This is a genomic window from Larkinella arboricola (assembly GCF_003259745.1).
GTDB classification, from domain to species: Bacteria; Bacteroidota; Bacteroidia; order Cytophagales; family Spirosomataceae; genus Larkinella; species Larkinella arboricola.
The window spans coordinates 30,848-44,365 of the sequence record NZ_QLMC01000010.1; the positions used below are offsets into that span (position 1 = coordinate 30,848).

The 13,518-nt window shown below is 54.0% G+C and carries 7 protein-coding genes; 3 read left to right on the top strand and 4 right to left on the bottom strand.

Features of this window, described 5'->3' with window-relative positions:
- The first annotated feature begins 20 nt into the window (after window positions 1–20).
- The 3 genes from LX87_RS26665 to LX87_RS26675 all read left to right on the top strand — a co-directional run bounded on the left by LX87_RS26665 (window position 21) and on the right by LX87_RS26675 (window position 5,040).
- Complete coding sequence (locus LX87_RS26665) at window positions 21–2,810, top strand: M16 family metallopeptidase (RefSeq protein WP_229310831.1); 2,790 nt, start codon at window positions 21–23, stop codon at window positions 2,808–2,810.
- A gap of 317 nt (window positions 2,811–3,127) precedes the next feature.
- The gene (locus LX87_RS26670; RefSeq protein ID WP_111631366.1) at window positions 3,128–4,501 is read left to right on the top strand and encodes a hypothetical protein; all 1,374 of its coding nucleotides are present in this window, start codon (window positions 3,128–3,130) and stop codon (window positions 4,499–4,501) included.
- A gap of 302 nt (window positions 4,502–4,803) precedes the next feature.
- Complete coding sequence (locus LX87_RS26675; RefSeq protein ID WP_111631367.1) at window positions 4,804–5,040, top strand: hypothetical protein; 237 nt, start codon at window positions 4,804–4,806, stop codon at window positions 5,038–5,040.
- Window positions 5,041–5,496: 456 nt separating this feature from the next.
- On the opposite strand, the gene LX87_RS26680 is transcribed toward LX87_RS26675, so the two are convergent.
- The 4 genes from LX87_RS26680 to LX87_RS26695 all read right to left on the bottom strand — a co-directional run bounded on the left by LX87_RS26680 (window position 5,497) and on the right by LX87_RS26695 (window position 13,497).
- Window positions 5,497–6,750 (bottom strand): MFS transporter, encoded by a 1,254-nt coding sequence (locus LX87_RS26680; protein WP_229310832.1) that lies wholly within the window; start codon window positions 6,748–6,750, stop codon window positions 5,497–5,499.
- A gap of 19 nt (window positions 6,751–6,769) precedes the next feature.
- On the bottom strand, window positions 6,770–8,248 hold the full coding sequence (locus tag LX87_RS26685; RefSeq protein WP_111631369.1) for a RagB/SusD family nutrient uptake outer membrane protein: 1,479 nt from the start codon (window positions 8,246–8,248) through the stop codon (window positions 6,770–6,772).
- A gap of 4 nt (window positions 8,249–8,252) precedes the next feature.
- The gene (locus LX87_RS26690) at window positions 8,253–11,342 is read right to left on the bottom strand and encodes a SusC/RagA family TonB-linked outer membrane protein (RefSeq protein ID WP_111631370.1); all 3,090 of its coding nucleotides are present in this window, start codon (window positions 11,340–11,342) and stop codon (window positions 8,253–8,255) included.
- 79 nt (window positions 11,343–11,421) lie between these two features.
- Window positions 11,422–13,497, bottom strand: a complete 2,076-nt coding sequence (locus LX87_RS26695) for a sialidase family protein (RefSeq protein ID WP_111631371.1) — start codon at window positions 13,495–13,497, stop codon at window positions 11,422–11,424.
- Window positions 13,498–13,518: the final 21 nt, after the last annotated feature.

Sequence of the window (13,518 nt, forward strand, 5' to 3'; positions counted from 1 at the left end):
TTCAACTTAACCTGTCACTCATGTCATTATTAATCCTGTACCAGCGGACCTTGCTCCTGGCAACCTTCGTTATAACCTTCCAGACGATGGCGCAGAAGCTACCCGATGGCATCACTAAAATGGCCTCGGTGGAAGGCATCACCGAATACCAGTTGAAAAATGGTCTGCGGGTCCTGCTGTTTCCCGACCCCTCCAAGCCGACGGTGACCGTCAACATCACCTACCTGGTTGGCTCCCGCCACGAAGGGTACGGCCAGACGGGCATGGCTCACCTGCTGGAACACATGCTTTTCAAGGGCTCGACTAAACACCCCGATATTCCCAAGGAATTCAGTCAGCACGGGGCCCGCTCCAATGGAACGACCAGTTACGACCGAACCAATTATTTCGAAACCGTAACAGCGACCGAGGAAAATCTAAAGTGGGCTCTGGATCTGGAAGCGGATCGGATGGTCAACTCCTTTATCGCCCCGAAGGATCTGGCCACCGAATTCAGCGTGGTGCGCAATGAACTGGAAGCAGGCGAAAACAGTCCGTATCAGGTGCTCAGCGCGCGGGTAATGGCCACCGCCTACCTGTGGCATAACTACGGAAAATCAGTGATCGGCTCCAAGGAAGACATTGAACGCGTGCCCATTGAGAACCTACAAGCCTTTTACAAAAATTATTACCAACCCGACAATGCTATTCTGCTCGTGGCAGGCACTATGGACGAAGCCCGTACGCTGGCGATCATTGCCGAATTGTTTGGCCCCATTCCCAAGCCGACGCGCCAGTTAACCTCTCCATATACCGTTGAACCTACCCAGGACGGCGAGCGTTCGGTCAGCCTGCGCCGGGCCGGTGACGTGCAGTTGGTGGCCTGTGGTTATCACATTCCGGCGGGTTCTCATTCCGACTATGTGGCCGTCGAGGTACTGATGGATGCCCTGGTCAACCAACCGGCTGGACGGCTTTACCAAGCCCTGGTGGAAGGCAAAAAGGCCTCCTACCAGGAAGGCTACACCCGGATTACGTACGATCCGGGATTCGCTTACTTTACGGCCGAGCTTCGGCAGGATCAGCCGCTGGACTCCGCCCGCCAGACCCTGCTGGCGACGCTGGATGGGATTGGCCGAACTCCCTTTACCGACCTGGAAGTACAGGGGGCCAAGACCCGGATTCTAAAGAATATTGATTTGATCCTGCGCGATACCGACCGGATTGGCCTGTATCTGAGTGAGTTTATGGCCACCGGCGACTGGCGACTGATCTTTCTCTACCGGGATGGCATTAAAAAGGTAACAGCGGCCGATTTAAACCGGGTGGCGGGCGCTTATTTTCTTCCTTCCAACCGTACGGTTGGGATCTTTATCCCTGAAAACAAGGCAGCGCGTGCCCACATCCCGGCAGCCCCGAACGTAGCCGACCTGGTCAAAGATTACAAAGGCGACCCCACGATGGTCCTGGGGGAGGCCTTTGATCCCTCACCCCGTCACATTGATGCCCGGACCAAACGGGGTCAGTTGGGGAAGGGATTGCGCTACGCCCTGCTGCCGAAAGCCACTCGGGGCAATACCGTCACGCTGCAAATGGTGCTTCGCTACGGCGATGAAACTAGTTTGAGGAATCAGGCCGCTGTAGCCTATGCCACGGCAAGCCTGCTGGATCGGGGAACCAAAACCCATTCCTTTCAACAGCTTCGCCAGGAGTTCGATCACTTAAACGCGACGGTATTTACTTCCAGCCACCCCCAGCAAACGCTGGTGCAGGTGGAGACTACGAAGGAGCATTTACCCGAGGTGACGCGGCTGGTGGCCGATATGGTGAAGAATTCCGTCTTTCCCCCCAAAGAGCTGGAGACCATGCGCCAGGACTACCTGTCTTTGTTGGAAGCCCAGAAGCAGCAGCCCCAGACGCTGGTGTACCGCACTTCCGATCGCGTCTTGAATCGTCGAGGGAAAGGTCATCCGTTATATGTACCCAGCTTTGAAGAAGAAATCAAGGACCTGGAAGCCGTCAAGGTGGAGGACATCCGGCAGTTTCACCGGCAGTTTTACGGAGCGGATAACGCCAGCGTTGCGGTGGTCGGAGCCTTTGATGAAGCGGTGATGCGAAAACTACTACAGGCGGAATTCGGTAGCTGGAAAGCGGCCAAGCCCTACCTCCGTCTGGTCCTAACCTACGATGAGGTAAAGCCCGGCGAGGCCCCTTACGTTTTACAAACGCCCGATAAGGCCAATGCCATGTACATGGCCAATCTCAATGTGCCTTTGCGGGAGGATCACCCCGACTTCCCGGCACTGCATCTGGCCAACTATATTGTGGGCGGTGGTTTTTTCGATTCACGGCTGATGGCGCGCCTGCGGCAGAAAGAAGGCATCAGCTACGGGGCCTATTCATCGCTGTCAGTTGACGAAGTCGATGCAGCAGGCAGGATCCGCATGTGGGCTATTTACAACCCCGAAAACGGCGAACGCTTGGAAGCGGCCTTTCGAGAAGAACTCGGGAAGCTGGAGGCCGAAGGTTTTACGGCCGAGGAAGTACAAAAAGCCCAGGCGGCCATTGCTCAGAATAACCAGGTGCAACGGGCGCAGGACAGCTACCTGGCCCACCAATGGAACACCTACTTAGCGCTAAACCGCAGTTTTGCCTTCGCTGCAGACCTGGAAAAGAAAATCGCCAGCTTAACGCCGGAACAGGTCAGTGCCGTTTTCAACAAGTACATTAGTTACGGTAAGTTAATCCAGGTTAAAGGAGGAGATTTCGAGGGATCAGCCCGCAAACAGGCCCAACCCCCGTCGGCGTTAGGAGGAGCCCCCAAGAAGTAGTGGGCTAATTACTGGGCCAGTTATAGTATCTCCTTTAGGTGCTATATTCAAGCCCAAAAGGGCATTACTACCTTGGAACCCATCAACACTTCCGTTCCACGGGCCGTCAGAAGCAATTGCTCAACGTAATTTCACCAAGCCTCGGCACAATATAAATTCACAACTGCCCTTATTTCATCGCATCCAGGTCGCCCTTGCGTACCTGAATACGGTAGGGCTTATCCGATTCGGCAAAATCAGGCTCAAAACGATAGTAATGCTTGAGCGAATTTACTATCTTTATTGAGACGTGAGCCATTCTCTAAGCGGACCAGTTTATGACAAGCTTCTTTCAGCGGCTGCTTACCGGGTTAAGCCGGCCTACGCTCCATGGTGGGCCTTTAGCCGGAGTCCGTTACTTTGAGGGCAGCTGGCAGCAGCTACTAACGGAAGCCAAACGCCTGAACAAACCCGTTTTCCTTGATTTTTACACGATGGGCTACTATCCCCGTCAGCAAACGGCGCAGGAAACAGTTTGCGACTCCTCTTTGGCAAGAACCTTCAACGCTCATTTTATCAACTACCTGGTTGATGCCCAAGAGGAGGAAGGGGACCAGATTGCCCATCGTTACCGGATGCACCAGTCGGCCGTTCCAACGGCGCTCTTCATTCTCTGGGATGGCAGCCCGGTGCACCGGGCGGAGGGCTATCAAGGCCTACAGGGCCTTTTGGCCGAAGCCGGCAAAGCCATTGAAGCCGCCCGCCAACGGAATCAACTCTCAGTGCTCGAGCAGGACTACCAGGCCGGTCTACGTGATCCGGTGTTTTTAGCGACTTACTTAAACGAACGCAGCCGGTGGAAGATGCCCAACCAGGAGGCCTTACTAGCCTATTTATCGCTGGTGCCACAGACCGAGTGGACCTCAGATGACACCATTCCCCTGATTATGGGCAACTTAGTGACGTACCAGCCGGGGCCGGTTGACGCCTTGCTGCAAAAGCTCGGTCTATTAAGCCAATCGCCGGATCGCTCCTGTTCATCGCTGCCAAGGCAGATCGGCGAATGCATCCGGGAGTTGGCCCGGACGCAGTTTGGTCAAGCCGTCACTGGGCAGGATGAACAGCTAGTAGAAGCGGTCATTGCCTGCCACCAGCGGCTGCTCAAAGCCGAGCGGGGTGAGTCGTTGCCGGAAGAGGAAGTTGAGCGGGTGGCCAGCGGTTACCGACGGCGGTTTTATGCCGAGACGAAGAACTTCGAGAAATACCGTCCGCTGGCTGAAGCGGAAGCCTGGCGGCTGATGACCATCCCGGTGGCTTCGGTGCATCAAAAGGATAAGTTGGAATACCAGCGTTTCTTGGAGCGGCAGAAACAGCTCGAGAAGAAGGGACACCAGCCGGATTACATCAAATATGCCTATGCCATGAGCACGATGGAATCGCGGGACATGGCGCATCGGCTGAACGGTTTGGTGCAGTACTATGCGGAGAACTTCACCGATGCCCAGGATCTTGAGCAGGCCCTTGCCTGGTCGGCTCGCTGCCTGGAATATGACACCTGCCCCGGGTATCTGCATCTGCATACCCGGCTGCTGATCAAACTGGGCCGCCCGCAGGAGGCTGACGAGGTGTTAAGCCAGATGAGTACTGAACAAGCACCGGGTGTTTACCAGATCACCCTGGTCAGCAAAATACCGGAAGAGTATGATCGGTAGGGGTTGAATCTCTCACTGATCGGATTGTAGATCAGGAATGCGAAAAGCACACAGGAGATGGATGATCTACCCGGCTTTTTGACTTTACTTTTTGATCTGCTGTTCTACTAAGACAAAGAGGAAGTGCAAAATACCTGATCCGGCGATTCTACGATTAGTTGCTGCGGCCGGGATGATTTCGTTTACTAATTGGTGATTGCGATGAAGAAGTGCGGACGCAAACCAGAAAAATTTACTGCTTGAACTGTTTGATAATACAGAGGTAGAAGCAGAGAAAAAGGAGCACAATACCTATCCGGCACGTGCCCTCGCAGGGCTTCTTTGCCGATATTCTCTCGGATGACAACGGTATTAACCTGCACCGTTTTGAGAATGTAACCTGGGCATTCATTGCCATCCTAGTCTATCTCTACAAGGTATCGCTCATTACCAAAGGCTGCGAACTGCCCGAGTTAAGTGATACGCTGCTAGCCCTGACCGGCATCAGCAGTGCGACTTACTTGGTCTTAAAAAGTAAGGAGAATGATCCGCCCGTGTAGCAGGCCAACACGGCTACGGCTTCCAGTGATTCGGCACCGGTTTCACGTACCCACCAACTCCTTGCAGTCATCCCCCTACAGCCTTAATCTAATGTCTTACTACCGGGTCAAATGTGAGGAAGGTTGTAGCTTCACTATTTACTTTTATAGTAAATAAATCAATTCTATTCTATTCTATTCTATTCCTAGAGTCCCTAGTCCCTCTTCTCGTTGTCGGTACTGGCTTCAAAGCCGTTCAGTAGAAAACCTGTTAAATTGACAACGTAAAGTGTTTTGGCAATACCGTTAAAACTGGGTTCCCACAAGCGGATCCGGGTGGCGTAGTACTTGTGCAGACACGACACAGGAGATATTCTACAAAGAGGGCTAGTGAACGGGCTGACGGGGCTAAACATAATCATCAATTCTGCTGAAACTATCCAGCAGAATTGATGATTTGTTCCGTAAACAATTACCCTATTTCGCCGGGTTTGCCGGTTTGACCATCAGCAGGAAATAGGCACAAAGCAGCATGATCGCGGCCGCAACGTAAAAAAGGATCGTCAGATTAACATTTGCGTCACGCAGAATACCCCCGGCGTATAAACCGATACCGCCCACGATACAACTGAACAGATTCAGAACGCCGTAACCCGTGGCGCGGTAGCGCGGATCGGAAACCAGGCAGAGAATCGGCATCATGTTGGCATCACTGAAGGAACGGGTAAAGGAATACACCATAAAACCGGCTATCGCTACCGCCACGCTGGCTGTACTGCTGGCGAAGAACACTGCCGGTGCGGCAACCACCAACCCCAGGGCAGGCACCAGCATACGGGCTCTCGGATTGGTGCGACTCCAGCGGTCGGCCCAGGCTCCTCCAACCAAGACACCCACCAGACCGGCCGTGTACAAATATCCGGTAGCATACAAACCAGCCGTCGTTTGACTCAGCTGAAAATGTTCCCGGTAGAACGTGGGTAGCCAACCGATAATCAGCCAGCCTACCACGCCCAAAAGCCCCCAGTACGTCAGGGTCAGCACAAAGGCTTTCTGACTGAAAAGACTCCTTATGCCCCGCCAGAAACTAACTGGAGACTCCGGCGAAGCCGCAATTTCGGTCGTAAAATCGGTTTGCGGTTTGGGCGCATCACGGAGCACCAGCAGCAGAACAAGGGCGTATCCAATGCCAAACAGGCCAAACACCTCAAACGCAGCGTTCCAGCGGTGTTTTTCGGCAATCCAGCCACCCACAAAGCCCAAGCTTTGTCCAGCAATGACCCCCGCCATATGGATACCGGTTGCCAGTGAACGCGTAGAGCCCCGGTGGTAATCGGCAATCAGGGCCAAAGCTGCCGGGATATAACAGGCTTCACTAATGCCCATCAGCGCCCGCGTGAGCAGCAACTCTTCGAAGGAGGTGGCCCGGGCCGTCAGCCAGGTAACTACCGACCAGATGAAAAGACTCCCAATAATGACCCGACTCCGGTTGAACCGATCGGCCAGAAAACCGGCAAATGGGCTTAGCAATCCGTAGACCCACAGAAATACCGCCGTCAGCAGTCCAAACCGCGCGTCGCTCATGGGAATGGATTCCAGAATCGACCCGCGCATGGTGGTGATCATGATGCGGTCGAGGTAATTCAGACACCCGACTACGCCGAGCATGGCTACAAAGAGCCACGCCCGCGCAGACGGTTTGGTTTGGGGAGGAATAGTCGTCGATTGCACGAAGCCGTTACAATTAAGGTTAATAACCGGGGTTTTGCGTGATGGCCGGGGTTACATCACGCACGGATTGGGGAATCGGAAACAGGTATTGATCCCGGCTTTTGACGTTACCTCCGAGGTTATACTGAGTCAGGAACGCTTTCATAACATCCAGCGCCCGATCGGTACGGACCAGATCGAACCACCGGAGGTTTTCAAAGCAGAACTCCGCCCGGCGTTCCTTTTCCATCCACAACCGGAAGCTGGCCTGGTCCGGCACATTGGCTGCGGTTTTTGGGGCTAGACCGGCGCGTTTCCGCACGTTGTTCAGAATCTGAAACGCTTCTCCTGAAGCCGAATAGCCGATTTCATTCAGACTTTCGGCGTACATCATCAGCACATCGGTATACCCCAGCGCAATCCAGTCGATATCCCAGTCATTGGCGACCGTAACGGGGCCGTTCTGGTATTTCTGGCTGGTGGGCAGAGTGGTAATGGTCTGACCGGATTTGTGGAGCCAGCTCTCCCGGATCGCGCTGGTTTTTCGTTTGTCGCCCGGTTCAAAGCTGTTGAGCAGGTCGTTGGAAAGAAACAGGTTGAAAGGAGAGCCGCCAAACGGCAGTCCTCCCTGCGCAACGGGCACCGGCGCAACATCGTTGGAGGCATTGCGCGTCGGGAACGGGTTGCCCTGCCCACTGGCCCCAGTTTTGAACAGAAGCGAGAACACCTGCTGCTTACCACCTTCGAACTGATGGCTGTAAATGTTGTCGTAGTTGTCGAAAAACTCAAACTGGCCCGACTTGATCACTTCCTCAAACGCATCTTTTGCCTTAGTCCATTCGGCCTTTTTCAACGGGTAGCCACTCCGGAACACATAGACCTTACCCAGATAGCCTTTAGCGGCCCATTTGGTGGCCCGGCCCTTGTTGGCATTGTCGTACGTAGCGGGCAGCAGATTAGCCGCTTCCGTCAAATCACTGACAATCAGGTCGTAAATCTCCTCGATACTCGACCGGGTGAGTTTATAGCTTTCGTCGATGGAAAGAGAGGTCGTTACTTTCGGCACCCCGCCAAAAAGCCGGACCAGATCAAAGTAAAACAGGGCACGGGCAAACTTCGCTTCGCCTTCGTACTGCTTCCGTTTGTCGGCGGTCATGTCAATTGTACCGACGGCTTCCAGAATCCGATTGCTGCGGTTGATGTTGTTGTAATACAGTGACCAGGCGCTGGACAGCACGGGCAGCGTCGGGGTAACATCAAACCGATTGATCGGCCCGTCGTCGTAGGCCGTACCCTGAAACGTGTTGTCGGTACGGGCTTCGGTCAGCATGTAGGAGGTTTGCGAAGTAACCCAGGCATTCCGCAGGCCGTTGTAACAGCCCAGTACGGCCTGGTTGATGTGGGTTTCGGTTTTATAAAAACCCTCCACACTTTTTTGAGAAATCGGTACCAGATCCAGTTGCTGACAACCGCTGGCCAGTCCGATCAACAGAGTGAAAATAAGGTGTACGGTTTTCATCCTTCTAGAATTTTACGTTTAAACCGAGGGTATAGGTCCGGGCCAGCGGGTAGGTGGCGTCGAAATCGACACCAGCCAGGGTATTGGTGTTCGAATACGTTCCCGTCTGGGGGTTTTTATTGTAATGGTCGTGCATAAAGACGTTGTCGACGCTGCCGTAAATCCGGATGCCGCTGATGCTCTTTGTTTTGGCCAGCAGCGACTCCGGTAGCCGGTAGCCCAGCGAAATGGTCCGAACCCGCCAGTAGGCCGCACTGCGGAGCCAGAAGCTGGAAGGGGTGGTCAGGTTGGCCGTCACAGCCGCCCGGGGTACCCAGCCATTCCCCGGCTGTTCGGGCGAACGCCACCGGTCGCGCCAGTAGCCATCGACGTTACCCCGCGATTGTCCGTGTTGCCCGATGGCGGCATTCAGTAGTTTATTGCCCCATTGCCCGTCCATCGACACCATCATGTCAAACTGGCCGTACGAAAACGAATTTTGCATACCCCAGAAAAACTTCGGGTTGTTGTTACCCAGAATGGTCCGGTCGTCTTCCGTAATTTTCCCGTCGCCGTTCACATCCTTGTACTTGATATCGCCCACATTTTGGGTTTTGTATTTCGGGTGAGAGTCGAAATCTTTCTGGTCAACAAAAACACCGTCCTGCACAAAAGCGAAGTAGCTGCCAATCGGCTGGCCGACCTGCGTGATGGTGGTAAAACCGTCCCGGGTCGTATAAATAGGGGCATTGCCAGGTCCCAGCGCCGTTACCTTGTTGGTGTTGTGGGTGATGTTAAACGAGGTGGTCCACTTGAACGGACCGGTGAGGTTCCGGGTGGTCAGTTCGAGTTCGACCCCCGAATTACGCACCGAGCCAATGTTCATCCGGGCCGACGAAAAACCGGTGATCGGCGGAATCTGGACGTTCAGCAGCAGGTCTTTCGTATCGGTCCGGTACACGTCAAATCCAATGACGACCCGGTTATTGAATACGGCCAGATCAAAACCCGCATCAAAGGTAAACGACCGCTCCCAGCCCAGCATCCGGTTGCTGAACGAGCTTGGACTAAAACCGGAAACAACCGCCTGACTGCCGCCCAGCACGTAATTAGTATTCGACAGCGTGCCGATGGCGGCATAGTCGCCGATGTTGTTGTTCCCGGCCACCCCGTAGCTAACCCGCAGTTTCAGATCATCGATGAAGGAAACCGCGCGCATAAAAGGCTCCTGCGAAATCCGCCAGCCAACCGATGCCGCCGGAAACCAGCCCCAGCGGTTATCGGCCCCAAATCGGGAGCTACCATCCCGACGGATGCTGGCCGTCAACAGGTATTTATCCCGGAACGAGGTGCTCACCCGGCCCAGAAACGACATCAGACTCCAGGCCGTGGCCGACGATTCCCCGGCACTCAGGATGGTCCCCATGTTCAGCGTGGGAATTTCGTCGTCGGGAAAACCGGTTTTGGAAAGGCTCGTGGCGGTGAATTTATCTTCCTGGTAGGTAAAACCCGCCAGTGCGTTCAGGCTCCATTTTTCCTTCTGAATATCGTAGGTCAGCGTGTTCTCGTTGAGGTAGTTTTCCCGGGTTCCGGTGCCAACCGTCCCCACGTGCCCAACGCCCCGGTTGATGTTGTCCGGTTTGAAAAACTGGTCGAGATCGCTCAGAAAATCGGCCCCGAAGGAGGTCCGGAAGCGCAGGTTCTGGGCCAGATCGACGGTGGTGTACAGATTGGCCCGCAGGTTCCGGCTTTTGGTTTCGTTGGTGATCTGGGTCGCCAGCGCAATCGGGTTCAGGTAAAAAGCCGCATGGTAGGGATAAAAACCGCCCAGCTGCGTTTGCTGGTTCAGGCCAACAATGGGCGCTACCCGCACCGACCGGCTGACCGGCCCCTGGAGACCGTCGCCATCCGAATCATTCTTCCTGACCGAAGTAGCGGAAAGGTTTAAGCCCATGTTGACGCGGGAACTGAGTTTGGTTTCCACATTGGCGCGAAAAGCCAGCCGGTTGTAGTCCGAACCCAGTATAATACCCTGCTGGTTGAAGTAGTTACCCGAGATGTAGTATTTGGTGTTCTCGGAAGAGCCCGACGCCGACAACTGGTAATTCTGGACCGGTGCCACCCGCGAGATCAGCTTCTGCCAGTCATGATCAGGCAACGATTTCGGATCGGTTAACCAGACCGGATCAATCCAGTAGTTGGCATTGCTCCGAACCGAATTCGGATCACTAGCTTTTCCGCCTTGGAGCATCCAGGTGTTGTTTCGTTCTTCGATGGCAAAATCAATGTATTCATCGCGGTTGAGCACATCGACACGGCTAAACCGTTCCTGCAAACCGTAGTACGTATCAAATTCAAGCACCGGTTTGCCTTTTTTGCCCGATTTCGTCGTAATCAGTACGACGCCATTGGAACCGCGCGATCCGTAAATAGCCGCCGAAGCCGCATCTTTGAGCACTTCGATGGATTCGATCTCGTTCGGGTTAATGTTGTCCAGCCCCGAGTTGATCGGAAAACCGTCGACGACGTACAGCGGGGACCCCGAATTGTTGATCGACCCAACCCCCCGAACCTTGACGGCCATGCCCCGTCCGGGGCTTCCGCTCGTCTCCTGCACCTGAACCCCCGCCAGTTTGCCGTTCAGGGCGTGGTCGATGCGGCTCACGGGCCGCTGATCGAGGTCCTGGGCTTTTATTTTGGCAATCGAGCTGGTAATCTGGGTGCTCTTGAGCGAACCGTATCCGATGACGACGGCTTCTTCCAGATTGATGTTCGATTCCGTGAGTTGCACATCAAGCTGATCGCTTTCAACGGTTTTCTGAACCGAATTGTAACCAATGTAGGAGAACTGGAGCATATCACCTTTTGACGCGGTAATCTGATACGCACCCTCAGCGTCAGAAACGACACCTTTCAGGGTTCCTTTGATTAGAATCGTCACACCCGGTAAGGATTCCCCGTTTTCGCGGGTGACTTTTCCCCGAACCGTCAGACTTTGCGAATAGACCGAACCGGACAGCAGGATTCCCAACACAACCGACAGAAAGCAATTCCAACGGTTTCGGAAGAGAATACAATCCCGGTTCCTGTAGCGAGCAGGAATAATTTTTTTCATACATTTGAAGGTTACTACTGGTTTAGTACATCTTGTTTTTGAGTGGAGGAGCTGCTGGAACAGCTCCTTTTTCGTTGGTTTATTTGAGGGTTAGAAGCGATTGAATGCGGTCTTTTAGCTGCGCCATTGGAATGACGCTTAGGTAGATGGCTGACTTGCCTTCGTGCGACGAGTAGTACGAAATCCAGAGCTTATCCTCGTGAATCAATAGGCCCGGATAGCTGGTGTCGCCCCCGGACGGCAGTTCGTAAAGACGCTGAAAAATCCCATTTTCGTCCACCTGCAACATCACGGTCGCCGTTCCGGTGCGAGAGGGAGGGCGTTCATAGGGGTACTCCCGGGTGACGACCAGCCAGCGGTTGTCGGTTAGTTCAAAGAAATTCTGCCCGCCCATGCCGTGATCAATCTGAACGATCTCGAATTTCTGGTATGGGGGTTTGGAGGATGCCAGAAAACCGGCGGTGGAGTTGCCTCCCGCGTTCCGAATCAGGATAACCAGACTGCTGTCGGCTCTGAATTTTACTGTGGCTTCGCAGCCTTCGGGCGATGGGTTGAAGTCATTGCTAACGGCCTGGTAATTAATCCCATCGACGGTTTTATACAGAATAAGCTTCCGGTTTTTGGTGTTCACCTGCCCGGTTTTGGGATCCGTTTCGCACACATTAGAAGCCACATAGCCGGTTGGGCCATTCCAGGTAATCCGGAAAAACCAGTTGTTGGAGGGAATACCGCGCACCCGCATGGGCGAGGTCCATTGCTGGCCATCCTTCGAAAACATCACCCGGGTATGCCATTCCATTAACTTATTGTCAACGTAATCGGAACCGCCACAGGTGATCATCAGCCGACCGTCGGGCGTAATGGCCAGCTTGGGGTCGCGGAGGTCAATGCCCGGTTCCGTGATGAGGGCCTGGCTTTCCCATTTCTCGCCATCCACGGAAGCGATGACCCGGATCGTACCGTCCGACGATTCGCCCGGTTTGGTATGGACCGGCACATGGCCCAGTCCCTCGCGGAACGTACAGTAAAATTTGCCGTTAAACCGGAGCAAATCCGTAAACGCACTGTGCGGAGACGAATTCCAGATCGGTTTTGATGGCAGAATGTCGGGGGCTTTATTTAGTGCTGTGAGCTGGGAAACCGGGACTTGCGTAAAATAAATCGAGGTTTTCCCTTCGTGGGAGGAATAATACGAAATATACAGGGTTCCTTCGTGCAGGACCATTCCCGGATAGCTGTTGTCACCACTGGACGGCAACTTGAAAATCTTGCGAAACTTGCCATTCTTATCGCCCAGAAAGAAGGCCGTGTTCGGAACGGTTTCGTAGGACCGGGTTCCCATCACCAGTTGCTGGTCGTTCAGGAACAGGAAGTTAGGCCCGCCCAGCCGCATGGTCAACCGCCGAAAATTCCAGTTGGTATACGGAGCGGCACTTTTGGCCAGCATGCCTACTTTATCGCCTATTTCCCGGCGAATCAGCACAAACAGGGAATCGTGCTGGTCAAACCGTACGGTGGCTTCATTCGGAAAACCGTCGACGTCCAGTTTGGACACCTTTTCGAACGATTTACCATCTTTCGTTTTCAGCAGATACATGGCCGTCGGACCGTTGCGTTCCTGGGGTCCAATCTGATAATCGATGGCGTAGCCAGTACCTTTGTGCCAGGTCACGCGCCAGATCCAGTCGCCCCAGGAGACGATGGACGGATCAACGTTTACTTTTTCAGGCGTCGAAAACTTCAGTCCGGTTTTGTCGGAAAAGGCGACATGTGGCGCTCGTCCAAGCAGTTTGCCCTGCTGATAAATCGAGCCACCAATGATGATCATCAAACGGCCGTTTGGCGTAATCGACAGCTTGGGGTCGCGCAGGTCGATCCCTTCTTTTTCCAGTAAGGCAACACTTTCCCAGTCTTTGCCCGTGGTTGATTTCAGAATCCGTACTTTTCCATCGGTGCCGGGTATATGGCCCGACCCTTCCCGGAACGAGCAGTAGAACGCACCTTTGAACCGAATCAGGTCCGTAAAGGCACTGTGCGTGGCCTGATCCCAGATTTTGGTTACCACCGGCCCATCGTCCTTCTTCCGACCGTACGCGGTGGTGAGGCCGGTTAGAAAGGTCAGTAAGAGAAAAAGGTGTTTGATCGAACTATTCATGAAATACAAGGAATTAAGGGT

Coding starts and splice junctions, on each gene's coding strand:
- LX87_RS26665 (WP_229310831.1), top strand. CDS start 21: ATGTCATTATTAATCCTGTACCAGCGGACCTTGCTCCTGGCAACCTTC.
- LX87_RS26670 (WP_111631366.1), top strand. CDS start 3,128: ATGACAAGCTTCTTTCAGCGGCTGCTTACCGGGTTAAGCCGGCCTACG.
- LX87_RS26685 (WP_111631369.1), bottom strand. CDS start 8,248: ATGAAAACCGTACACCTTATTTTCACTCTGTTGATCGGACTGGCCAGC.
- LX87_RS26690 (WP_111631370.1), bottom strand. CDS start 11,342: ATGAAAAAAATTATTCCTGCTCGCTACAGGAACCGGGATTGTATTCTC.
- LX87_RS26695 (WP_111631371.1), bottom strand. CDS start 13,497: ATGAATAGTTCGATCAAACACCTTTTTCTCTTACTGACCTTTCTAACC.